21 protein-coding genes and 1 tRNA gene are annotated in these 22263 nt (G+C 69.4%); 6 read left to right on the top strand and 16 right to left on the bottom strand.

Annotated elements, in window-relative coordinates:
- Positions 1-6: 6 nt before the first annotated feature.
- On the bottom strand, positions 7-849 hold the full coding sequence (rsmI, locus tag QSK35_RS33115) for a 16S rRNA (cytidine(1402)-2'-O)-methyltransferase (protein WP_285751590.1): 843 nt from the start codon (positions 847-849) through the stop codon (positions 7-9).
- Between the two features lie 24 nt (positions 850-873).
- Here rsmI and QSK35_RS33110 point away from each other — a divergent pair, with 24 nt between their 5' ends.
- Positions 874-2412: a dolichyl-phosphate-mannose--protein mannosyltransferase gene (locus QSK35_RS33110; RefSeq protein ID WP_285751589.1), complete on the top strand. Its 1539-nt coding sequence runs from the start codon at positions 874-876 to the stop codon at positions 2410-2412.
- On the opposite strand, the gene QSK35_RS33105 is transcribed toward QSK35_RS33110, so the two are convergent.
- A complete protein-coding gene (locus tag QSK35_RS33105) occupies positions 2399-3052 on the bottom strand; it encodes a hypothetical protein (protein ID WP_285751588.1) in 654 nt (217 codons plus the stop codon). The two genes, QSK35_RS33110 and QSK35_RS33105, sit on opposite strands and share 14 nt — an antisense overlap.
- Positions 3045-3557 (bottom strand): RNA polymerase sigma factor, encoded by a 513-nt coding sequence (locus QSK35_RS33100; protein ID WP_285751587.1) that lies wholly within the window; start codon positions 3555-3557, stop codon positions 3045-3047. Before QSK35_RS33100 ends, QSK35_RS33105 begins: the two co-directional genes overlap by 8 nt.
- A 70-nt stretch (positions 3558-3627) precedes the next feature.
- Here QSK35_RS33100 and QSK35_RS33095 point away from each other — a divergent pair, with 70 nt between their 5' ends.
- The gene (locus tag QSK35_RS33095; RefSeq protein ID WP_285751586.1) at positions 3628-4200 is read left to right on the top strand and encodes a hypothetical protein; all 573 of its coding nucleotides are present in this window, start codon (positions 3628-3630) and stop codon (positions 4198-4200) included.
- A 131-nt stretch (positions 4201-4331) separates the two neighbouring features.
- Here the strand turns inward: QSK35_RS33095 and QSK35_RS33090 are convergent, their stop codons facing one another.
- Positions 4332-6221, bottom strand: a complete 1890-nt coding sequence (locus QSK35_RS33090; RefSeq protein WP_285751585.1) for a serine/threonine-protein kinase — start codon at positions 6219-6221, stop codon at positions 4332-4334.
- A 239-nt stretch (positions 6222-6460) separates the two neighbouring features.
- Here QSK35_RS33090 and QSK35_RS33085 point away from each other — a divergent pair, with 239 nt between their 5' ends.
- Entirely contained in the window at positions 6461-7378 is a 918-nt protein-coding gene (locus QSK35_RS33085; protein WP_285751584.1) for an SMP-30/gluconolactonase/LRE family protein, read from the top strand.
- 37 nt (positions 7379-7415) lie between these two features.
- On the opposite strand, the gene QSK35_RS33080 is transcribed toward QSK35_RS33085, so the two are convergent.
- The 12 genes from QSK35_RS33080 to QSK35_RS33025 all read right to left on the bottom strand — a co-directional run bounded on the left by QSK35_RS33080 (position 7416) and on the right by QSK35_RS33025 (position 20630).
- Positions 7416-8708, bottom strand: a complete 1293-nt coding sequence (locus tag QSK35_RS33080) for a DUF4407 domain-containing protein (protein ID WP_285751583.1) — start codon at positions 8706-8708, stop codon at positions 7416-7418.
- Positions 8705-11035: a hypothetical protein gene (locus tag QSK35_RS33075; protein ID WP_285751581.1), complete on the bottom strand. Its 2331-nt coding sequence runs from the start codon at positions 11033-11035 to the stop codon at positions 8705-8707. The genes QSK35_RS33080 and QSK35_RS33075 overlap by 4 nt, the downstream gene beginning before the upstream one ends.
- Positions 11022-11714 (bottom strand): nucleotidyl cyclase domain-containing protein, encoded by a 693-nt coding sequence (locus QSK35_RS33070; RefSeq protein WP_285751580.1) that lies wholly within the window; start codon positions 11712-11714, stop codon positions 11022-11024. Before QSK35_RS33070 ends, QSK35_RS33075 begins: the two co-directional genes overlap by 14 nt.
- A gap of 64 nt (positions 11715-11778) precedes the next feature.
- On the bottom strand, positions 11779-12486 hold the full coding sequence (locus tag QSK35_RS33065; protein ID WP_285751579.1) for a Crp/Fnr family transcriptional regulator: 708 nt from the start codon (positions 12484-12486) through the stop codon (positions 11779-11781).
- A 97-nt stretch (positions 12487-12583) separates the two neighbouring features.
- Positions 12584-13285 (bottom strand): Crp/Fnr family transcriptional regulator, encoded by a 702-nt coding sequence (locus tag QSK35_RS33060; protein ID WP_285751578.1) that lies wholly within the window; start codon positions 13283-13285, stop codon positions 12584-12586.
- A gap of 115 nt (positions 13286-13400) precedes the next feature.
- A complete protein-coding gene (locus QSK35_RS33055; RefSeq protein ID WP_285751577.1) occupies positions 13401-16244 on the bottom strand; it encodes a UvrD-helicase domain-containing protein in 2844 nt (947 codons plus the stop codon).
- Positions 16245-16281: 37 nt separating this feature from the next.
- The gene (locus QSK35_RS33050; protein WP_285751576.1) at positions 16282-16620 is read right to left on the bottom strand and encodes an SH3 domain-containing protein; all 339 of its coding nucleotides are present in this window, start codon (positions 16618-16620) and stop codon (positions 16282-16284) included.
- Between the two features lie 280 nt (positions 16621-16900).
- Positions 16901-16973, bottom strand: a tRNA-Ala gene (locus QSK35_RS33045).
- A 58-nt stretch (positions 16974-17031) separates the two neighbouring features.
- Positions 17032-17709, bottom strand: a complete 678-nt coding sequence (sepX, locus tag QSK35_RS33040; RefSeq protein WP_285751575.1) for a divisome protein SepX/GlpR — start codon at positions 17707-17709, stop codon at positions 17032-17034.
- 142 nt (positions 17710-17851) lie between these two features.
- Positions 17852-18508, bottom strand: a complete 657-nt coding sequence (locus tag QSK35_RS33035) for a GNAT family N-acetyltransferase (protein WP_285751574.1) — start codon at positions 18506-18508, stop codon at positions 17852-17854.
- Positions 18505-19728, bottom strand: a complete 1224-nt coding sequence (gene glp / locus QSK35_RS33030) for a molybdotransferase-like divisome protein Glp (protein ID WP_285751573.1) — start codon at positions 19726-19728, stop codon at positions 18505-18507. Before glp ends, QSK35_RS33035 begins: the two co-directional genes overlap by 4 nt.
- A 17-nt stretch (positions 19729-19745) precedes the next feature.
- Positions 19746-20630: a UTP--glucose-1-phosphate uridylyltransferase gene (locus tag QSK35_RS33025; RefSeq protein WP_285751572.1), complete on the bottom strand. Its 885-nt coding sequence runs from the start codon at positions 20628-20630 to the stop codon at positions 19746-19748.
- A gap of 38 nt (positions 20631-20668) precedes the next feature.
- Between QSK35_RS33025 and QSK35_RS33020 the strand changes: the two genes are divergently transcribed.
- The 3 genes from QSK35_RS33020 (at position 20669) to QSK35_RS33010 (ending at position 22229) form a co-directional block, all read left to right on the top strand.
- Positions 20669-21235, top strand: coding sequence for a 5-formyltetrahydrofolate cyclo-ligase (locus tag QSK35_RS33020; RefSeq protein ID WP_285751571.1), 567 nt, complete (start codon positions 20669-20671; stop codon positions 21233-21235).
- A 94-nt stretch (positions 21236-21329) separates the two neighbouring features.
- Positions 21330-21605, top strand: a complete 276-nt coding sequence (locus tag QSK35_RS33015; protein ID WP_285751570.1) for an FmdB family zinc ribbon protein — start codon at positions 21330-21332, stop codon at positions 21603-21605.
- Positions 21606-21668: 63 nt separating this feature from the next.
- Positions 21669-22229 (top strand): SAF domain-containing protein, encoded by a 561-nt coding sequence (locus QSK35_RS33010; RefSeq protein ID WP_285751569.1) that lies wholly within the window; start codon positions 21669-21671, stop codon positions 22227-22229.
- Positions 22230-22263: the final 34 nt, after the last annotated feature.

Below are 22263 nucleotides of genomic sequence, written 5' to 3'. Positions count from 1 at the left end.
AACCACTCACGACTTGATCGCGGCGTCGTAGAGCGCCTTCTTGCTCACCCCGGCCGCCTCCGCCACCTCCGCGGCGGCGGACTTCATCCGTTCCCCATCGGCCACCCGCTGCTTCACCTCGGCGACCAGCGTCTCCATGTCCGGCTTCTCCGACGGGGGCGCCGGCGCGAGCACCACGGTGATCTCACCCCGAGCCCCCTCGACAGCCCAGGCCGCCAGCTCGGCCAGGGTCCCCCGACGCACCTCCTCATAGGTCTTGGTCAGCTCCCGGCAGACGGCGGCCTGTCGTGAGGGCCCGAGCACCTCCACCGCGTCGGCCAACGTGGCGGCGAGCCGGTGCGGCGCCTCGAAGAAGACGACGGTGCGCTGCTCGGTCCGCAGCGGCTCGAACCAGCGCTTGCGTTCGCCCTGCTTACGCGGCGGAAAGCCGTCGAAGGCGAACCGGTCGGACGGCAGCCCGGAGACGGCCAGCGCGGTCGTGACCGCCGAGGGACCCGGCAGGCAGGTGACCGTGATGTCCTCGGCCACGCACGCGGCGACGAGCCGGTAGCCGGGGTCCGACACGCTCGGCATGCCGGCGTCGGTCACGAGCAGCACGGTCTCGCCCGCGTGCAGCGCCTCGACCAGGCCCGGCAGCCGCGCCGACTCGACCTGGTCGTAGAAGCTGATCACCCGCCCGGACGGCTTGACCTGCAGTGCGGCGGCCAGCGAGTGCAGCCGCCGGGTGTCCTCGGCGGCGATCACGTCGGCCGTTTCCAGGGCGTCGACCAGGCGAGGCGAAGCGTCGCGGATGTCGCCCAGCGGCGTGGCGGCTAGGACCAGACGGCCTGATCCGGATACGGGGCTCACACGGTTCACCCTACGATCGGCCCCGTGACAGTCCTCGTACCGCCAGGCGAGGCGCCCGAAGCCGTCGAGGCGCCCCGCACGGACCGTGCCGCCCAGCTCGACCAGCCGATGCCGGCCAACCGCCTGCGCGGCTGGCTGATGACGCTGGCCGTGACGCTGCTGGGCGCGATCGTCCGGTTCTGGAACCTCGGGTCCCCGACGGACAAGGGCACCCCGATCTTCGACGAGAAGCACTACGTGCCGCAGGCGGCGCAGGTGCTGCGCAACGGGGGTTACGAGGACAACCCCGGCTACGAGCTGATCGTGCACCCGCCGTTCGCCAAGCAGCTGATGGCGATCGGCGAGGGCATCTTCGGCTACGACGGCCTCGGCTGGCGCTTCGCGTCGGCCGTCGCGGGCACGTTGACGATCTTCCTGATCGTCCGGATCGCGCGCAGGCTGACCCGGTCCGACCTGCTCGCCGCGATCGCCGGCGTGCTGCTGATCGCGGACGGCGTGTCGCACGTCCAGTCGCGCATGGGGATGCTCGACATCTTCCTGGCGCTGTTCGTCGTGGTGGCGTTCGGCTGCCTGGTGGTCGACCGCGAACAGGTGCGCTCGCGCCTGGCCGTGGCGGTGCGCGAGGGATTTGTCGACAACTCGCCTTATGGCCCGTGGCTGGGCTTCCGCTGGTGGCGCTTCGGCGCCGGTGTGGCGCTGGGCCTCGCGGGCGGCGTGAAGTGGTCCGCGCTCTGGTACATGATCGCGTTCGGCCTGCTGTGCCTGGTGTGGAGTGCTACGGCCCGCCGCGCGGCCGGTGTCGAACGGCCGTGGTTGGGCGCGCTGGCGAAGGATCTGCTGCCGTCGGTGATCGCGCTGGGGCTCATTCCGATCCTCGCCTACGTCGCGACCTGGACCCCGTGGATGGCCAGCGAGACGGGCATCGACCGGCACGTGGTCGGCACCAAGGTGCAGGACGTCTGGTGGATCCCGGATGTGCTGCAGTCGTTGTGGTACAACGCGAAGGTCGTCTTCAAGTTCCACACCGAGCTCGTCACGTCGGCGACGAACCGGCACCCGTGGGAGTCGAAGCCGTGGACGTGGCCGATGGGCCTGCGCCCGATGCTCTACTACTACGAGGGCGCGCTGCAGGGCTGCGGCGCGGCGTCGTGCGTCGGCGCGATCATGCTGATCGGCACGCCGGCGATGTGGTGGCTGGCGTTCCCGGCGATCGGCTGGGCGTTGTGGCGCGCGTTCGGGCGCTACGACTGGCGCTACGCGGCCGTGCTCGTCGGGTACATGGCGGGCCTGCTGCCGTGGTTCCTCAAGGTCGACCGGCAGATGTACTTCTTCTATGTCACGCCGATGGCGCCGTTCCTCGTCCTGATGATCACGCTGGCGCTGGGCGAGATCCTCGGCCGCGCGAACGCGGGTCAGGAACGCCGGGGCACCGGGCTGCTCGTCGTCGCCCTGTACGTCGGCCTCGTCGTGGCGAACTTCGTGTGGCTGTGGCCGATCCTCAACGGCGACCCGATCACCCCGGACCGCTGGCAGCAGGAGCTGTGGCTGCCTAGCTGGCGCTGATCTCCAGCGCCTGCTCCTTCGTGAAGTCGCCGGACAACCGGAACGTGACGGCGTCGCGTTGCCAGATCAGGGTTTTACCCGTGCCCTGCTCCGGCTCGCGATGCCACTCGCCGCGGCGGTCGATGTAGAACACCTCGTGGGGCCGGGGAATCCAGATCCTCCCGTCCGGCAGCTGTTCGACGTCCTGCTGGCCGACGATCTTGGCCAACGTGCTGTCGATCGTGCCGTCGAACTGGTCCAGGCGCATTCCGTTGGCGGACAAGGAGATGAACCGTCCTTCGTAGACGGTGACCTTGTCCGGGTTCGCGAACGCCGGCGGCACGTGGACGTCGAACGGCACGAGCTTGCGCGCGTCCGCCAGCGACGCCTCGCGTTCCCCGGTGATCGGCGGCGCGGTGCTCGGCGGCGCCTGCGACCGGAACTCGATGCCGGCGAACCTGAGGATCTCCACCACGCCCGCGCGCACCGCGGGCGACACGGCGACGGCGATCCCGAACGCCGTCAGCAACGCCAGAACCATTACCAGCAAACGGTTCCTGGGCTTCGGCCGCGTGATCCGCGCGTGCACCCGCGCCGTGAGGTCGGGTGCCGGCGGGACGTCGATGGTGGCCGCGAGCGCGCGGAGGTCGTCCTCAATCATGGGCCACCTCCTCCACCATCGGCCGCAGCTTCCCGAGTGCGCGCGACAGCCGTGACTTCACCGTTCCCCTGGCGATGTTCAGGGTCTGAGCGGTCTCGGCCTCGGTGAGGTCGAGCAGGTACCGGCAAGTGATGACCTGCCGGTCCTTCTCCGGCAGCCGCTTCACCGCGTCGAGCAGCCTAGAGTCGCCGACCAGGTCCGCTGGGTCGTCGTGGTCGACCGGGTCGGTCGTGTTCAGCACGCGCAACTCCATGAGGTTGCGCCGCTTGCGGGACCGGTGCAGGTTCTTGGTCTCGTTGGCGACGATCGCGAGCAGCCACGGCCGGAACGCGGCCCCTTCGCGGAACGTCCCGAGCTTGCGGAACCCCTTCACGAACGCCTCCTGCGCGATGTCGGCCGCGTCCGGTCCCGCCCCGAGCAGGAACGCCGTCCGGTGCGCGAGCGCGCTGTACCTGGCGACCAGCACGCCGTACGCGTCCAGGTCACCCCGCTGCGCTCTCGCCACCGCTTCGCCGTCGTCCGTGATGCCTTCCCTACACCGGGAACCGCCGATCGGTTCCCGGTGTATCCGCGACATGAGAATTGTTGCGCTGGTGTTGGCATTGCTGCTGATCACGCCGGCCGCGCACGCCGGCAACTGGGCCGTCACCTACGTCGACCCGACGCCCTCGTTCGAGGCGGACAGGTCCTACACGGTCGGGTACTGGGTCCTGCAACACGGGAACCATCCGTACGGCGGAGACCTCGGGAAGACCGGGTTCCGGTTCGTCGGTGGGGGGAAGCCCTACGAGTTCACCGGTGTCGCGCTGCGGGAGACCGCGCATTACGCGGTGGCCTTCACGTTGCCCGCCGGCCGCTACCGGGTACTCGCCATCCAGGGCCCGTTCGCCGACCACGAGGTCGGCACGCTGACCGTGCCGGGCACGCTCTCCGTGAAGCCGGTCGAGCACTACAAACCATGGGAAGGCGCGGCCAAGACGTGGGTCGACATCAAGCCGCCGGTTCCCGCGGTGGCCTCGCCTGAACCCGCTGCGGTGACCACTCCCGTGGATCCGCCTCGCCAGGAGCTGCCGATCTGGATCGTCGCGACGGTGCTGCTGGGCGCCGGAGGTGTGTTCTGGCTCGTCCGGCGACTGCGCAAGGTGTAAGTGAGTGGTGAGGCGATCGGCGGAAACCGCCTCACCACCCTCCGCAAGGCGTCACCCGAAACGACGCCCGATGGCTCAGCCACCAGGACTTTCGTTGAGCGGTAAACGACTGTTACCGGATTTCCGCCGGTTCACCCATTCGGCATCTGCCGCGTTGGCGGCGGAACCGGCTTGGTGATCATGGTGGTCATCGGACCTTCCTTGCTGACGCCGGCCTGCTCGATCCAGCGTCCGAGCTCGGCCCGCACCACGGGCAGCGTCGGCCGCTTGGCCGGGTCCGGGTCGAGCGCGGCGAGCAACAGTCGCGAATGGGCACTGCGCTGCGGCAGCTTCGTGCACGGCTCGCCCTGTGCCGCGGCCATCAGCGACGAGATCGGGTTCTCCCGCGACCCGCGCGGCGGCTGCCCGGTCAGCGCGTAACTGATCGTCGCGGCCAGCTGCCACGAGTCGGACGCGGGCGTCGCCGCCTCACCGCGCGCGGTCTCCGGCGCGAGGAAGTCCGGCGTGCCGACCATCATCCCGGTCGCGGTCAGCGTGCTGTCGCCCTTGGACCGCGCGATGCCGAAGTCGATCAGATGGGCGTTGCCCTGCAGGTCGACGAGCACATTGGACGGCTTGACGTCGCGGTGCAGCACGCCGATTTCGTGCGCGGCGGCCAGCGCGCCGGCCATGGTCGCCCACAGCCGGGCGGCCATCGCGTCCTCCAGCAGGCCGTTGTTCAGCACGACCTCGGACAGCGACTTGCCCTCGATGTACTCCATGACCAGGGCGAGCCCGTCCGGGTCCTGCACGATGTCGTAGACCCGCACACAGTTCGGGTGCCGCACCGCCGCGAGCGCGCGGGCCTCACGCAACATGCGCTGCTCGGCCTCGTTGTCCGGCGCGTGCGCCAGCTTCACCGCGACGGTCCGATCGAGCTGCTCGTCCACGGCGAGCCACACCGTGCCGAAGCCGCCGGACCCGATCTGCTTGACGCGCCGGAACCGCCCGTTGCCGGGGTTCCAGACCTTGCCCGACTTCTGCACGGGCTCCGGCGTCTGCGCGCCGGCCGCCCCCGGCCCGAACGGCAACGGCCCAGGCGTGTCCGCCAATACCGACGGCTTCGCCGGCTGCGGGGTCTGGACCGGCGGCTGCACGACGGGCGTCATGGGCCGGTTCATCGGGGCCGGCTGGTACGGCGGGATGTGCGCCGGCTGGTACGGCGGCGGCTTGTTCGGCGTCTGTTGCACCGGCTGCACCCGCGTGGGCGGGTACTGCTTGTTGTGGTTGACCGGCTGCTGATGGGGCTGGTGCTGCGGCAGCGGCGGAGGCTGCGGGGAGCGCGCGGCAGCGGGTTGTGGCTTGTCGCGGTCGCGGCCGGGGCGGTTCAGCATGGCGGTAGTCAACCCGAAAATCCGCACGACGATTGAGCCGATTATCGCAATCGGGAAGAACCCGAGGAGTACGTGACCCACGAGCGTGACCGGCAGTGCACTCGTAGCGAGCAACAGCACCAGGAACGGCGGCCAGAACACGCGGCGCGGCCAGTTCGGGCCGAGCCGGAACGCCGAGCCGGCCTGCAGCATCACGAAGATCAGGCACAGCAGCGCCAGCACGACCATGGCCGCGGCGGCCGCCATGAACAGCGGCGCGCGTCCGGGGTGCTGGATCACGTTGATGATCGACGGCGCCTGGTCGACGAGGTACCGGCCCTGCGTGACGACGCCGAAGCAGGTCGTGCTGTCCAGCGTCTCCATGCCGCCCAGCGCGCGGTCCTGCATCAGCCGCGTGGTGTCGCGCAGGATCAGCCAGGGCAGCACCAACGTGCTGGTGACGCCGACGATGGCGAAGATCGCCCCGACAACCGGCCCGTACGAGTTACCGACCACCCGCCTGATCGCGATGGCGATCAGCGCGGCGACCGTCGGGAACACGCCGATCACGGCCCCGAGCGCGGTGGTGGTCCACACCCAGTCGCCGGGACATACGGGCACACCGACGAAGCCGTGCAGCCACGTGAGCAAGGACTCCGCGAGCCCCACGACCTCTCACCACCCTCCAGGTACACCCCCAGCCTAGGCGCGGTCAAAGCTTACGGTGCGTGATTGGTCTGCGGTTCACGCCACGTCAACTCAGGCCATACTGGGACTACGGGTAGATAGACGCATTGGTTGCCGTAGTTGCTGCACCCCGTGACCAACCTGTTTCGTAACACTGTCGATCGACCAGACCGTGTCTCAGTAGGCCGTCGGCGTGTGTGGCGCGTGGCAGCCTCCCGCCCATGAGACTCGCGGCCTTGATCGCCACCATCACCACAGCCGTCGCGTTGGTCCCGGTCCCCGCCTCGGCGGCGCCCGTGACGATCGCGGTCGGTCCCCGTCCGGAGAGCATCACGAAGGGCTGGGACGGCAAGTTCTTCGTCTCCGTCCAGGGCGTACCCGACCTGGGCAAACTCGACGGCGAGATCCGGATCGTGAACCCGGCCACCGGCGAGGTGAAGCCGTTCGCCACCGGCCTGGACAACCCGCGCGGCCTGGCGTTCACCCAGAACCACCTGGTCGTCACCGACACGGACAAGATCTGGCTGATCGACTCCAAGGGCACCAGGAAACTGCTGGCGTCGGCGGCCCAGTTCCCGCACCCGGCGGAGTTCTTCAACGACGCGGCCCCGGCCCCCGACGGCGTCTACGTGACCGAGATGGGCGCCCGCACCAAGATGCGCGACCCCAACGGTTTCCTCTGGCCGACCGACAGCCAGCAGGGCCTGGACATCCCCGCGCTCGCCCGCGTCTACCGCGTGTCGTTGAGCGGCAAGATCACCGAGGTCGTCAGCCCGTCCCGCAAGACCCTTGTCATCAACGGCACCGCACCCGCTCGGAAGCCGGGGACTTTGCTGGTCGGTGAGTTCTTCTACGGCAACGTCGTGTCGGTGAACCTCATGACCGGCGCGAAGACCGTCATCGCCACCGGGTTCCGCGGCGCCGACGGGATCGAGCAGGGCCGCGACGGGACCATCTACGTGTCCAGCTTCGACAACGGCATCGTGTGGAAGATGGACCGCGACGGCGAGAAGCCCGTCGTGCTGCTCAAGGACGTCGGGCGGAGTAGTACCGCCGACTTCTACCTCGACGAGGCCGGCAACCGCCTGCTGGTGCCGGACACCGCGCACGGCACCGTGATCGTCGTCCCGACCAAGTGAGCCTTCGGCCGGGTCCTTCGCCGCCGGACCCGGCCGCCTACTCCGGTTCGTCGCCGCGGTATCGCCTGGCCCGGCGCTCGATCTCCTCGTCCTTCGCGCGTTGACGCGCGGCCTCCTGCTCGTTGACGACCTCGTGGTGGACCGCGATGTTCGTCGCGTGCCGCGCCCGCGCCCTGACCGTGCCGAACTCCTCGTCCAGCTCGAGCTGCCGGGCGTGCATCCGCCTGCCCGCGGCGAGCTGGTCGCGGAGCAACAGGTCGTACATGGTGGCGCCGCCCATCCACTTGGTCAGCACGGGCAGGCAGTCGAGGAGGACCAGCAACAGCCGCAGCACCCACTGCCCGATCAGGACCGGGACACTCCGACTCGAGAGCTGGCCGAGCGCCGTGAGCTCCTCGAGGATGCCGGTCGTGCCTCGGCTCGACCTCCAGTCGTCGATCTTCTTCCTGACCTCCGACTCGATCCTCGCGCCGTAGGACTTCTCGGCCTGCTTCACGTCCTCGGTCAACTTGCGGAGTTCGCCTTCCACCGCGGCCAGTTCCGCCTGGCGCTCACCGAGCCGCTTGTCCTGCCAGAAGCGGTCGGCCATCTGCCGGTTGCGGGTGCATTCGGGACCTTCCCCCGGAACGCCGGTGGTCTCGGCGCCGGGCTCACCGCGGCATTCGGCGCGGGCCTTCGCCTCCAGTTCGTTCCAGGTCGCCTGGTCCCGGTTGACGTCGTCGGCCATCTTCGTCCGCTGGGCGGCGAGGTTGTCGCGCTGCGACCGGAACGCCGCCCTCGAGTCCTCGATGCTCAGCCGGTGATCCGCGCAGCCGGGCTCGGTCACGACCTCGCCCGAGGCCGGGTTGCACCGCTGCCACGTGCTTTCGAACGCGGCCAGGTCGGCTGCCCGGTTGTCCTGCACCTGCTGGTTGATCGCCGGGTGGAACACCATGACGACGAGCGGTTCCGCGATGACGAAGCCCAGCAGGCACGAGATCAGCAACCTGGGCAGGTACAGCATGGCCTTGCGCCGGCTCTGGCCGTGGGTGCTGGAGATGAGCCAGCTGTCGAGCGCCAGGATGACGAGGCCCCACAACGTGGCCACGAGTGGCACGAGCAGGACCGGGATGTCGGTCATGCGGGTCAGCAGCACCGTCATGGACAGTCCACTGAGGACACCGGTGACGACGACGATCACGCCCATCCTGGTGTACCGCGGACGTTCCTCGGGCACCCAGTCGAGAACGTCCTCCCGGACGCCGATGACCCTGCGGGCTCGCCGTCCGAGGACGCTGTCGGGCCGAGCGGGGCGGGATGGTTCGAGGTCGGGCTGCAGCGTGCGGGTCATTCGTTTTCCTTGAGTTGAACGCTCGGTGTCACCAGCTCGACGCCCGCCAGGGCGGCCCGCATGCCGGGCAGCACGACCGGGCTGACCTCGAACAGGGCCCGAAGCTGGGCGGACACGGCCCGGCGCACCTCGGCGCGACGCGACAGCGGGTGGCAGAGCCCGAGCTCGAACAGGGGCTGATGGTGGGAGATGCCGGCGTGCAGGCGTTTCCGCGCGTCGAGCCCGTCCTTCACGACGAGGGCCGGGTCTTCGACGGAGCACGTGAACCGGATGAGGGCGATGAACGGATCGGCCTGTGCGGACCTGATCGCGACCCGCACCTCGATCGGCGTGTCCGGCCGCACGTCCACGACGCTGACGTGCGTGGCGCGCACGACCACGTCGTCGTCCGGACCGAGCCGCCCGGTGTCGGCCACGTGGTCGCCGTCCACGTGGAAGACGAGTGCCTCGTGCGCCGCGGGCCGCGGCAGCTCGTCCCGGACACGACGGCCTTTGCCGAACCGGAACCGGCGCGGCCGCACGGGATCGAGCGTCCGCTGGGTGACGACCGGGTACGGTCGCGGTTCCTCCTCGGGCGGAGGCGGGGGGACGTCCCGCGGGACGTCCGGCGCACGTCCCACGACCGAATCCGGGGTGGCGAGCCCGCCCTGGACCCGTCCCTTCTGCTCCGGCGTCAGCGGACCGAGGCCGTCCAGCAACGCGTTCATGGCTTCGTGCCGGAACCGGTCGTCGTCCATCAGCTCGCGCCACAGACCGCCGACCAGGTCGGCGTGCTCGGGCTGGTCCCGCAGGAGCCCGCTGATCGACGGCTCGCCGTCCGGTCCATTGTGGATGTTCAGCACGGCCAGCGCGCACCGCAGCGCCTGATCCCGATCGCCCTGCTCGGCCAGGTCCCGCAACTGGCCGAACACGATCGCACCGTCTTCGTTCTCCTGCTGGAGCACGGCGAACAAGGCCGCCAGCGCGTCCGCGTAGGTCTTCTCGTCGGCCTCGGGTCCCTGCTCGAGCAACGCCAGGATGCCGCGCACGGCCTCGCCGGGAAACCGCACGCCCAGCTCACCGCTCAGCGCGAGTGCGGCGGTCCGGCGCTGCTCCCTCGACCCGTGGCTCGCCCAGCCGCGGACGACGCGCAGCGCGACCGGCACCAAGGCGGGGGTGAAACACATGTGCCACAACGTGAACACGGCGGTGACCTGCCCGCTGCGGCCGAGCGTGCCTTGAGACCAGGGCTCCAGGTACGACCGTTCGACGACCGCCACGTCGCTCTCCGCGAGCAGGGCGAGTGCGCCCGCGATCGAGAGGTTCTCCTCCTGGCGCACGGTGTCCGCGAGCCACGCACGCACGTCTCGCCACCAGACCTCGGGCTGCCGGTCGTTCAGTTCGGCGAGTACCCGCTTGCGGTACTTGGCCTCGATCAGCAGGTGGGTCCCGGTCTCTGGGTCCATCACGACGATGTCCGGACCGGGGCCGCGCTGCATGTCCGCGGCACCGGGGAACCGGGCCAGGAGGCCGGCCGTCACCGAGTCGAACTCGATCCGCGTGCAGCCCGAGTGGAAGGCCGCCGCGGTGATCTCCAGGATCTCCCGCTCCGAGGGACCGGTGTCGAACCAGGCGCGCACGCGGTCCGCCGGCGCGATGCCCAGGTACTGCAGGGCGACCGCCACGGGGTCACCCGCCACGATCCGTTCGGCCAGCCGCGCGATGTCGCGCAGGGCGCAGTCGGCGGGCAGCGCGGCGAGGAGCTCGTCCACCGCCTGCTCCGCGCCGGCCAGGTGTGCCCGCACGACCTCGTCCAGCGGCGGTCGTTCCCACCGCACCGACGGAATGTCCTCGACCCGTGCGCCCGTTGGGCGAGTGACGACGAGGTACGCCCCGGCATCCCGCACCGCGTTGCGTACGACGAGCCAGCCGTGCTCGGTGCCCGGCTCGCGGCCCGTGTCCACGTGGCCGCTCACCAGATATCCGGTGCCCGCCTGGTACTCGTGCGTGGCCAGGTCCCTCGGCGTGCACATCGGGTCCAGCACGACGAGCGGTCCCGTCGTCCGGTCGCGCAGGGCCACCACCGCCCCGGCGCGTTTACCGATGCCGCGCGGCCCTTCGATGATGATGACGTGGTGGATGGCGAGTGCCTGCACGGCCTCCGCCTGACAGGCGGGCGCCACGTTGTGCTCGCGGATCCGCTCGATGTCGGGTTCGGTCAGCCGGCCGGTGATCCGGCGCGGACGTTCGGGACCACCTGTCCCGCCGGCACCGAACCCGGCGTGGTTCGCGTGAACATCCGCGTGGAACTCGTTGTGGACGGTGATGCAGTGGTTAGTGTCGGCCACTTTGCACGACTCCGAACACCGCGTGATTGGCGTGGACCTCGGCGTGGAACGTGTTGTGCACCGTCGTGTTCCCGGGCTCTGGCGGGTCGGCCGGAGCCGGGGCGGGCGGAGGCGCCGGCTCACCCTCCGGAACGTGGATCCAGCCCTGTCCGCGGAAGGGCTTGACCGACACCGGAACCGGGTCGAACCGCTTCGCGCCGAGCCCGCGTTCGCCATGACTGACCACGTCCTGGTAGACGCGATCGGACACGATCAGGCCGAGATTTCGCTGTGGGGCAGCGGACATCGCGTCGCGGAGCGCCTGCGAGTCGCGCAGCCGGGCGGCCAGCACCACCGCGTCGCCCGCGACGTGCGGCGGGTCGAGCACGACCTCACCGGCCGCCACCGCCATCCGCAGCCGGAGCCGGTAGCCGGCGGCCCTCGACCGGTTCTCGTCCTCCAGGGCGACGAGAACCTCGCGAAGAATGAAGTCGGCGATGAGCCGCGAGCTCGCCACCGCGGCCTCGGCGACGATCGTCACGCTGTCGCCGTCGACGCGCAGAAACGAGGCCGCCATCGACGGTTCCACGGCGTGGATCGCGTCGAACGCCCTGCGCAGGACTTTGTCGTGGGCTTGGTCGAGGTGCAGCTGGCGGTGCCGGTCACCCGAGCTCGAAGCGACCACATCGGAGCTGATCACGGTACGGAAATGGGCTAGGTTCAAGGGAAACCCCAATGAGTACGGGTTGGTTGGTCGTCAACGATCAGTCCTCGCCTGAACTTCCACCACATCCCAGAACGGCTTCTGTCCCATTTGGCTCAGCCGCGGCCCGGCGCAGGCAGTCGACGCAGTCGACGACGACGCACCCGTACTCCGTCCTCACGAGACGGCGGTCGCGCAACGACCGCAGCGATCGCTGCACCGTGACCTCCGCTGCCCAGACGAGCTGAGCGAGCTCGCGCTGACAGAGCGGGATCACCGCCTCCCCGTCACCGCCGAACCGGCCGGCCAGGCTCACCAACTCGCGCAGCACCCGGACGTCGACGCTGTCGGACGCCGCAGCCTCCTGTTTCGACTCCGCTTCCCGCAGCCGCAGACTCCCCTGCCGGAGGACCTCGTAAGCGACCTTCGAGCGGTCCCGGAGGAACTCGAGGAACGAGTTGCGCGCGATCTTGATCCCGATCACCAGGGTGTGGGCCAGTACCGAGGCCGATCTCGGCCGGTCGTCGATGCACGCCATCTCACCGACCAACTCTCCCGGCCCGCGGATACCCAGCAGCCGCTCGTCACCGGTGTGGTCGGAGCGGACGATCTTCACGAGGCCGCTCACGATCAGCACGATGCAGTCGCCGGGCTCGCCCTGGCGCATCAGGTAGTACCCAGGGCCGATTCGCACCTGCCGCCCGCGGCCCCCCAACTCCGCCAGTTCCGATTCGGACAGTCGAGCCGCGAAGTTCATCTCGTCACTCATGACTCACCTCCGCACGCACCGAATTCCCGGTGAAACGGAATTCGAGGATGCACTGCAGCCTTAGACTCCTACGAACAAAACACGCTCGCGATGTCGGTCAACACGGTTCTTCTGTGTCGAATTGCACGTCCGCGGCCATCGACTCGAGAACGTGCGGAGCGGTGATCACCAGCCGCCGCCTGCGGGTGATCACGACCTCGCGTTCGCGCAGGATGCGCAACCCGCGGGCCACGGCTTCACGGGAGGCACCGATCGCGCCCGCGATCTCCTGCTGCGACAGTCGCACCGAGATCTCCACACCCTCGGCGACCACGGCGCCCTGCTGGTCCGCGAGCCGCAGCAGGAACGCGGCGAGCCGCTCGGTCGCGCTGTGCGCGGCCTGCTCGACTCGCCGGTTGTCCGACCTGCGCAGACGACCGGCCAGGTGGGACAACAACGCGATCGCGATACGAGGCCGCGCCTCGAGCGCGTGGAGGAAGCGATCCGCGGCGAGCAGCACGACCCTGGTCTCGCACAACGTCCGGACGTTGGCCGACCGCGCCCGGCCGTCCAGCACCGCCAGCTCCCCCAGCACGTCGCCGCACCCGCGAATGGCGAGGACGGCCTCGTACCCGGACGGCGCGTTGATCGTGATCTTCACCCAGCCGTCGACGACCAGCAGGACGTGTCCGGCCGGGTCTCCGTGCCGGAACAGCATTTCGTTGGGTTCACACGACCTCGCCACACCGGATTCGACGAGGTATTTCCAGTCATCGGCACCGATGTGGGTGAGGAAGGAGCCCGGTGTTGCTGCGTTCACGGTTATTCCCCAGCGGTTGAGCCTTGAGCGATACAGACACAATGCTCCCGCTGATCACAACGGTGAATGCTTTTCTCGGCGAGCGGTCGTGGTTCATCGTCGAACGGCAGGGCACCTACATGAGGGTGAGCTGCGTGCCCGCCTTCTTCTTTCGCGGCACCGCCGGCCCGATCCGCTCATACCCACTGAGATCCGCGAGGAACGGCGACGGCCGAGCCGACCGCCCGAACCGCTCAGCCGCATGACTGACGTACAGAAACCGCTGCGCCCGCGTAATACCGACGAACATCAGCCTGCGCTCCTCGTCGATCTCATCCGCGTCGGAGGCGCCCCAGTGCATGGGCAGCAGCCCGTCCTCGCAGCCGATGATGAACACCACGGGGAACTCGAGCCCCTTGGCCGCATGCAGCGTGAGCAGCGAAACGCGGTCGGCGCGCGGATCCCACTCGTCCACCTCGACACCCACCGAGAGCTCGGTGAGGAACCGCGCCAGGTCGTCGCCACACCGCGTGGCCAGCGGCATCAGCAGCTCGACGGCCTCGGGTGCGAGTGCGGCCGAAGCGCGCACGCGTTCCGCCACCGAGCCCGGCAGGTGCGGCACCTCGGTCAGGATTCTTTGCACACCAGGACGATCGGCCAGGCGGTCGTGCGACCGCTTCTGCACGGGCAGACCCGCCGCGGTCAGCGCGTCCACGATCGCGCGGGCTTGGCGGTCGGTCCGGTAGAGCACGGCGAAGTCGGAGAAGCCGAGCCCGTGCGCGCCGTCGTCGAGGACGCGGCCGGTGTCGCGGGAGTGGAAGGAAGCGCCGCCGAGGAGTTGCTCGATCGTGCGTGCGACGAACGCCGCCTCCGCCTGTTCGGACGCCGCGTGGTGCACGCCCACGGGTGCTTCGCCGTGGGCGCCCATCGGCTTCAGCTCGCGGCCCGGCACCAGGGTCGACGGCGAGATGGCCTGCAGGGCCGCGTCGACGATTCGCGGGCTCGAGCGGTAGTTGCGGGTGAGCTGCACGGTGCGCGCGGACGGGAAATCCTGTTGGAACCGCAGGAAGAACCGCACATCCGCGCCGCGGAACCGGTAGATCGCCTGGTCCGGGTCACCGATCGCGGTGAGGTTGCCGTCCGGCGGCGCGAGCAGGCGCAGCAGCCGGTACTGCTGCTCGTCGACGTCCTGGTACTCGTCGACCGAGATCCACCGGTACTGACGGCGATAGGCCTCCACCAGCTCCGGGTTCTCCTCCAGCAACCGGACGGGCAGGTTCACCAGGTCGTCGAAGCCGACCTCGCCCGGTCCCGGCTCCTCCGCGACCTGGAAGTCCTTTGAGAGCCCCACTTTCTCGTGGTGCTCGCGCAGAATCCGGACACCGAGCGAGTGGAACGTCGCGACGGTGATCTCGTTGCCGGGCACCAGCGCCGCCAGCCGTTCGGACATCTCCTCGGCGGCGCGGCGCGTGAACGTGATGGCGAGGCAGTGTTCCGCCGCGACACCCCGTTCGGTGATCAGGTGCGCGATGCGGTGCGTCAGCGTGCGCGTCTTCCCGGTCCCCGGCCCCGCGATGATCAGCAGCGGACCCTCGCCGGCCTCCGCCGCCACGCTCTGCTCCGGGTCGAGCCCGGCGACGACCGGAACCTGTTGCGGCTCTTCGGTTTTCACCTCGACCGGCTGGTAGGCAGGCTTCGCGGGCACCGGCGCCTCGACCGCGAACAACGACGGCGCGCTGAGCTCCCCAGGCTCGAACAACCGGATCACGCCGTACTCGCCGTCGTAGCCGGAGTCACGGATCACCTGCCCGCGCCGCAACCGTTCGACCGCCTCGGCGAGCCGGGTGGACTGCGCCCTGATGTCGTCGAGCGGAACATGTTGCAGCACATCGAGTTCCGGCCCGAGCACCGCGGTCAGCCGGTCGATCTCGGTGAGCACCTTCTTGCTCTTCGGCCCGGTGCCGACGATCTCGCTCATGATCTCCGGCAACGGCACGAGGCTCGTGAAGTCCGCGGCGCCGGCGGGCCGGACGGGCTGGTCGCGGTCGGCCAGCTCCTCGACACGGCTGAGCACCCCGACCGTCAACGGCTTGGCGCACTCCGGGCAGATCCCGTTGTGCGCCAGCGTTTCCTTCGGCTCCATCCGCACACCGCACTTGCGGTGCCCGTCGACGTGGTACTTCCCCTCCTCGGGAAAGAACTCGATCGACCCGGCGTGCCCCTCCCGCGTCTCCAGCGCCTTCTTGACGGCGAAGTAGTCGAGCTCCGTGTCGAACACCGTCGCCTCGCGGCCGAGCGCGGGCGGCGAGTGCGCGTCGGAGTTGCTGACGAGCGTGTACTTGTCGAGGCTGGAGACGCGCCAGTTCATCTCGGGATCGCTGGACAACCCGGTCTCCACCGCGAACACGTGGTCGGCGAGATCGGCGTAGCAGTCCTCGATCGCGTCGAAGCCGGACTTCGAGCCCAGCACGGCGAACCACGGCGTCCACACGTGCGCGGGCACCAGATATCCGCCGTGCTCCAGCGTGATCTCCAGCAGGTCGCGGCTGTCGAGGCCGAGAATCGGCCGCCCGTCCGACCCGATGTTGCCGATCTTCGCGAGCGCCCGGTTGATCCCCGCGGCCTTCTCGAGGTCCGGCACGTAGAGCAGGTGGTGCACCTTGCGGGTGGCGCCGTCGCGCTTGTAGATCGTCGAGATCTCCACCGACAGCATGAACCGCACGGGCGCTTCGCGCAGTCGCGGCGGCAACGTGCGGCTGATGTCGCGGTCCAGGTCGTCGCGCAGCCGGTACAGCCCCGGTTCGGCCGGCACGAGGGCGTCGCGCAGGTGTTCGTGCCACGCGGGATGCGTGAAGTCGCCGGTGCCGACCAGCGTGATTCCCTTGCGGCGGGCCCACCACGTCAGGTGCTCGAGGTCGCAGTCCTTGCTACACGCCCTGGAATACTTCGAATGAATGTGCAGATCCGCGATAAAGCGCACCGCGGGATCTTGTCACAAGATCCCGCGGTGCCCGCGATCAGTCGAGCGGCGTCGAGTAGCAACCCGAGATGTAGCCGACCACGCCGGTGCGGTCCAGCCTCATCCGCACCCACGAGGCGGTCCGGGAGCCCCAGTCACACTCGATCATCTGACCCTGGATGTACCCACCGTCCAGCATCACGAAAGAGTCGCCGCCCTGCGCCTGGCCCACGATCGCTCCGCCAAGGTTCGGCTGCGTGCGGATGTTGACCCCGTCGTAGGTGACCACTCCGCAGCACTGCGGCTTCGGGGCGGCCTGTGCGGTCCCCGCCCCCATGACCGCCGTCCCACTGACCAGCGCGGCGGCCGCGAGGCCGGTGCCGATCATCTTGCTCATACCCATCTGGTCTCGTCCTTCCACTGACTCACGCAGTGGAGCCCCCCAGTAGAGCTCCCCCAGTAGAGCCCAGTGGTGATCACTGTATAGAGATCCGGCCAGAGCCTGCGAGCAATTGAGAGGGCAACGACTGATTACCAGTTGTCCGAACAGGACAGAGCAACTTACGGGGTCCGGGGGCTTGCCCCCGGCGCGGGGTCTGGGGGCTCGGCCCCCAGAAAACACTAGGAGCGAGGTAGGTCGGCGCTTTCTGCCGACATACCTCGCTCCTGAGCGGATATGGAGCTGAGGGGAATCGAACCCCTGACCTTCTCGATGCGAACGAGACGCGCTACCAACTGTGCTACAGCCCCTTGCGGTGTTACGGGAGAACTATAGCAGTGCAGAGAGGGGCGGTTTGACCACCCCCCTCTAGGCGCCGACGGCACCCCGGTAGGGCAACTTCTCCGGTCCGTCTAACTCGACGAACATCGGGTCCTCGTCGTCCGCGTCGACCGGGATGGTGCCCGGCCGCACGTAGTGCTCGAACCGCGGCTGCGGCGGCAGCACCGACGCGACCTCCTCCTCGAACACCGGCTCGGGAGCAACGGGAGCAGGAGCGACCTCCTCCTCGACGACACCAGCCTCAGGCTCGGGCCGGCGACGCCGCACCTGCTGCAGGCGGGCCTGCCGCCGGGCGCGGATCTCCTCCTCGATGCGCACCTGGCGGCGCAGGTAGGTCAGGTAGCCGACGAGCAGCACGTCGACGGCCGCGTGACCCCACCACACCACCGGGTACAGGAAGCCCGCGACGAGGCCGGTGGCCAGCGCCGCGACCAGCAGGAACGCGACCACGCGGCGGCGGAACGCGTATCTGGCCTGGGCGATTACGGCCGCGGTCTCCGGGTCGTACCCGCCTCGGCCGGGGCGGTAGGGGCGCTCGTCGAACTCGTCGAAGTCTTCCTCGAAGTCCTCGTACTCGGCGTCAGGCATGGGGTCGTAGTCCTCCTCCACGCTGCGCGCGTTGTCCTGGCGCTTGCGGGCAACCATGGGAACGAGGACGACCAGCCATGCGACGACCAGTGCAACGATGATCAGTGAGCTCGGCATCCCCGTTCACCTCCCCTGAACCAGTGCCACGCTAGTCACAACAGTCACACCAGTGTCGGAGGCACGCCGAACGCGGTGCGTACCAAAGTGTGGTGTATCACCCACTTTCGGGTGAACTGATTACTGCGGCCAGCCGCAGCCGTCAGGGAATCCGGGCCTCTCCGCGAGCGACCAAACGGCGCACTAGGCCGTCCGGTACCTCCTCTGCGGTGAGCGCGAAACAGAGGTGGTCGCGCCACTGTCCGGCAACATCGAGATAACGTTTGAACAGGCCTTCTTCGCGGAACGAAGATTTCTTCAGCACGCGCAGGCTCGCCACGTTCTCCGGCCGGACGGTCGCCTCGACGCGGTGCAGGCCGCCGACCGAAAACGCGTGGTCAACCAGCATGGCGACGGACGCGGTGGCGACGCCGCCGCCCGCCCGGTCGGCCGCGACCCAGTAACCAATCCACGCCGAACGCAGCGAGCCGCGCACGATGTTGCCGACGGTGATCTGGCCGGCCACCTCGCCGTCCACGACGATCATGAACGGCAGGGCGAGGCCGCGGCGGGCCATCGAGCGCAGGGACGACCACTGCGCGGGCCACGAGAGCACGGCGTTGCGCTCCGACCAGCCCTCGGTGGCGGTGGGCTCCCAGTTCTCGAGGTACTCGCGGTCCTTGATCCGGATGCGCGACCACGCGGAGGCGTCGAACAGACGAGGCCCACGCAGCACGACGGTCCCGGCGGGCACGACCAGCGGTCCCAGCCGCGCGGGCCAGCCCGGATGCCTGCCGGGTTCCCCGGCGACCTTGTTCATCCCCGTTGGGCGAGGAAGCTGACCAGCACCTCTTCGCCGACGGAGACCTCGGTGACGTCCTCGTCGATCATGATCAGGCAGTTCGCCTCGGCGAGCGACGCCAGCAGGTGCGAACCGGACGTGCCGAGCGGCTGGACCAGGTACTCGCCGTTGTCCGCGTCGCGCAGCAGCTGGCCGCGCAGGAAACCGCGCCGGCTCTTGGTCGACGACAACGGCGACAGCAGCCGCGCGGAGACGGCCCGGCGGTAGGGGTTCTTCTTGCCCAGCGCGGCCCTGATCAACGGCCGGACCAGCACCTCGAACACGACCAGCGCGCTCATCGGGTTGGCGGGCAGCAGGAACGTCGGCACGGCGTCCGGCCCGAGCCGGCCGAACCCCTGCGCCGAGCCGGGGTGCATGGCGATCCGCGTGGTGTCCAGGTCGCCGAGGTCGGCCAGCGCGGCCTTGACCTCGTCGCCGACCACGCCGCCCACACCACCGGCGATCACAACGATCTCGGACAGCAGCAGCCGGCCTTCGACCACCTCGCGCAGCCTGCGCGGGTCCGACGACTGGATGCCGACCCGGCTGACCTCGGCGCCGGCATCCCGCGCGGCGGCGGCCAGGGCGTAGGAGTTGACGTCGTAGACCTGCCCCTGGCCTGGCGTGCGGTCGACGTCGACGAGCTCCTCGCCGACGGAGATCACCGAGACGCGGGGACGCGGGTGCACGAGCACCTTGTTGCGGCCGACGGCGGCCAGCAGACCCACCTGAGCTGCGCCGATGGACGCACCGCGGCGCACGGCGACGTCACCGGTCTGCACGTCCTCGCCGGTGCGGCGGACGAACCCGGCGGACGGCACGCCGCGGTTGATCGTGACCTTGGCGTGGTGGCCGTCGGTGTAGCCGAGCGGCACGACGGCGTCGGCCAGCGTGGGCAGCGGGGCTCCGGTCGCGACGCGCACGGCCTGGCCCGGCTGGAGTCTGCGCGGCTGGCGGGACCCGGCCGCGATCTCACCGACGACCGGCAGCTGCACCGGTCCGGCCGCGGCGCCGTTCACGTCGACGCTGCGCACCGCGTAACCGTCGACGGCAGCCTGGTCGAAGCCGGGCAACGCGCGCTCGGCGACGACCTCCTCGGCGCAGAGCAGGCCCTGCGACTCGGAGATCGCGACTCGCACGGGTGCCGGCCGCACCGCGGCGGCGATCACCCGAGCGAGCTGCTCGTCCACTGACCTCATGTCGTGAGTCCTCGGCGTCAGGAGTTGTCGAGGCGTTCCCGCAACCACTCGCGCAGGTCGGGTCCGTACTCCGGGTTGTTGAGTGCGAAGTCAACCGCAGCTCGGAGGAAACCTCCGGGATTGCCGAGGTCGTGTCGTCCACCTTCGTGTACGACGACGTGCACCGGGTGCCCCTCGGCGATCAACAGCGCGATGGCGTCGGTCAGCTGGAGCTCACCGCCCGCACCAGGCGTGATGCGCTTCAACGCGTCGAAGATCGCCCGGTCGAGCAGGTAGCGGCCGGCCGCGGCGAACGTCGACGGCGCGTCCTCCGGCTTGGGCTTCTCCACCATGCCGACGACCTGCTTGACGTCGTCCTGACCGGTTTCGCGCACGTCGAACACGCCGTAGGCGGAGATCTGCTCGCGCGGGATGTCGAACGCCAGCAGGACGCTGCCGCCCCGCTCCTGGCGCACCTCGGCCATCCGCTTGAGCACGCCGGTGGGCAGCACGATGTCGTCCGGCAGCAGCACGGCGACGGCCTCATCGTCCCCGGTGAGGTTGCCTTCGGCGCAGCCGACGGCGTGACCGAGGCCGAGCGCCTTCTCCTGGATCGCGGTCTCCGCCTTCAGCAGCTGCGGAGCACGCCGGATCTTCTCGACCAGGTCCGCCTTGCCGCGCTCGGTGAGCGTGGCCTCCAGCTCCGGCTGAGGATCGAAGTAGCTCGCGACGGACGCCTTCTCCGGCGACGTCACGATGACCAGCTTCGTGGCGCCCGCCTCGGCCGCCTCACGGGCGACGTACTCGATCGCCGGGGTGTCGACCAGAGGCAGCAGTTCCTTCGGCACGGCCTTGGTCGTGGGGAGGAAGCGGGTGCCCAGCCCGGCAGCGGGCACGATTGCGGTCTGGAAGGCGCTGCTCATGGGCAGCGATGCTAACGACACAACCGGGGATACCCACCATGACGTCCGATCTTCGTGACCGGAAAGCCACCGAGCGTGCTCGCCTGCTGGCCGCCCGTCGCGCCGTGCCCGCCTCCGTGCGCTCGCTGGAGGCCACCATGCTCGCCCGCCACGTCGCCGCGTTGGACGTTTCCGCAGACCAGACGGTATGCGCCTATGTGCCGGTCGGGTCCGAGCCGGGGTCGGTCGAGATGCTCAGCGCCCTGCCGGGCCGGGTGCTCCTGCCCGTCGTGACGGGCCTGGAACCGCTGGAGTGGGCGCTGTTCACCGGTGTGGACAGCCTGCGTCCGGGCCCGCTCAAGCTGCTCGAACCGACCGGCCCACGCCTTGGCCCGTCGGCCATCCGGGAGGCCTCGCTGATCCTGGTGCCCGCACTCGCGGTCGACCGTTCGGGCGTGCGCCTCGGCCGCGGCGCCGGGCACTACGACCGGTCGTTGGCGCAGGTCAAGGCACCGCTGGTGGCCGTCATCCGGGACTCGGAGTTCGTCGACTCGCTGCCCGGCGAGCCGCACGACGTGCGGATGACGGGGGTGCTGACGCCCTCGGTCGGCCTGCGCTGGCTGTGACTTCGACCAGTGAGGTTTGCGCTCGGGGAATGTCGTGCCGCAAAATCGTGTTGGCACTCACACCGGTCGAGTGCCAGATTGAGGAGCGAACACAGTGCCTACGTACCAGTACGCCTGCACCGCTTGTGAGCACCGGTTCGAGGCCGTGCAGTCGTTCAGCGACGCCTCCCTCACCGAGTGCCCCGAGTGCCAGGGCAAGCTGCGCAAGCTCTTCGGTGCCGTCGGTGTCGTCTTCAAGGGCAGCGGTTTCTACCGCACCGACAACCGGTCCTCGTCGAGCAAGAGCTCCTCGTCGGAGTCGAAGCCGGCCGCCAAGACCGAGACCAAGAGCGAGTCGAAGAGCAGCACTCCGGCGGCGAAGGCCTCCTGAGGTTGTCCACAGGCTGTGGATTACGGCGGTTCATGCCTCTGACGCGCCCCTAGCGTCGGGGGCATGACTCTTTCCGCCACCCCGCTCGACCGCGTCCGCGCCCTGTTCCGCTACCGCCCCAAGCACTCCGCCCGCCTGCGCAGACTCCTCGCCGGCGCCCTCGCGCTGCTCGCGATCACCCTCGGGTTCTGGCCCGATCCCGGCCACCGCGTGGTCACCGCCGCCCGCGACCTTCCGCCGGGAATCGTCCTCTCGTTGAACGATCTGACTGTAGTTTCGTTCAACAATGCCATCGTCGGATCGTTCAACAATCCCGCAATGCTACAAGGTCGATTGTTGAACAATCCCACAAGACAAGGCGAACCGATCACGGACGTCCGGCTGGGCCCGGCCGAGCCGGACCTGGCGGCGGTGCCGGTGAAGCTCGCCGACGAGAGCGTGGCGGGCCTGGTCCGGCCGGGTAACCGGGTGGACGTGATCGCCCAGGACGGTCAGGTGCTCGCCGAGAACGCCGCGGTCCGAGAGACTCGCGACCGGGTCGTAGTGGTGGCGTTGCCGAGACGCAATGCAACACGACTGGCGGCGCTGTCACTGGAACAACCGGTAGCCGTTACTCTCCGCTAGCCCCCCGGTAAGAACTGCATAGAGGAGCAAGACA

Source organism: Lentzea sp. NBRC 105346 (assembly GCF_030269605.1).
Lineage (GTDB): Bacteria > Actinomycetota > Actinomycetes > Mycobacteriales > Pseudonocardiaceae > Lentzea.
This window is presented reverse-complemented; position numbering and strand designations above follow the sequence as displayed.

What these genes read in the sequence shown, in the direction of transcription:
- QSK35_RS33105 (WP_285751588.1), bottom strand. Translation starts at nt 3,052, where the DNA reads ATGATTGAGGACGACCTCCGCGCGCTCGCGGCCACCATCGACGTCCCG.
- QSK35_RS33095 (WP_285751586.1), top strand. Translation starts at nt 3,628, where the DNA reads ATGAGAATTGTTGCGCTGGTGTTGGCATTGCTGCTGATCACGCCGGCC.
- QSK35_RS33085 (WP_285751584.1), top strand. Translation starts at nt 6,461, where the DNA reads ATGAGACTCGCGGCCTTGATCGCCACCATCACCACAGCCGTCGCGTTG.
- QSK35_RS33080 (WP_285751583.1), bottom strand. Translation starts at nt 8,708, where the DNA reads ATGACCCGCACGCTGCAGCCCGACCTCGAACCATCCCGCCCCGCTCGG.
- QSK35_RS33065 (WP_285751579.1), bottom strand. Translation starts at nt 12,486, where the DNA reads ATGAGTGACGAGATGAACTTCGCGGCTCGACTGTCCGAATCGGAACTG.
- QSK35_RS33050 (WP_285751576.1), bottom strand. Translation starts at nt 16,620, where the DNA reads ATGAGCAAGATGATCGGCACCGGCCTCGCGGCCGCCGCGCTGGTCAGT.
- sepX (WP_285751575.1), bottom strand. Translation starts at nt 17,709, where the DNA reads ATGCCGAGCTCACTGATCATCGTTGCACTGGTCGTCGCATGGCTGGTC.
- QSK35_RS33035 (WP_285751574.1), bottom strand. Translation starts at nt 18,508, where the DNA reads ATGAACAAGGTCGCCGGGGAACCCGGCAGGCATCCGGGCTGGCCCGCG.
- glp (WP_285751573.1), bottom strand. Translation starts at nt 19,728, where the DNA reads ATGAGGTCAGTGGACGAGCAGCTCGCTCGGGTGATCGCCGCCGCGGTG.
- QSK35_RS33025 (WP_285751572.1), bottom strand. Translation starts at nt 20,630, where the DNA reads ATGAGCAGCGCCTTCCAGACCGCAATCGTGCCCGCTGCCGGGCTGGGC.
- QSK35_RS33020 (WP_285751571.1), top strand. Translation starts at nt 20,669, where the DNA reads ATGACGTCCGATCTTCGTGACCGGAAAGCCACCGAGCGTGCTCGCCTG.
- QSK35_RS33010 (WP_285751569.1), top strand. Translation starts at nt 21,669, where the DNA reads ATGACTCTTTCCGCCACCCCGCTCGACCGCGTCCGCGCCCTGTTCCGC.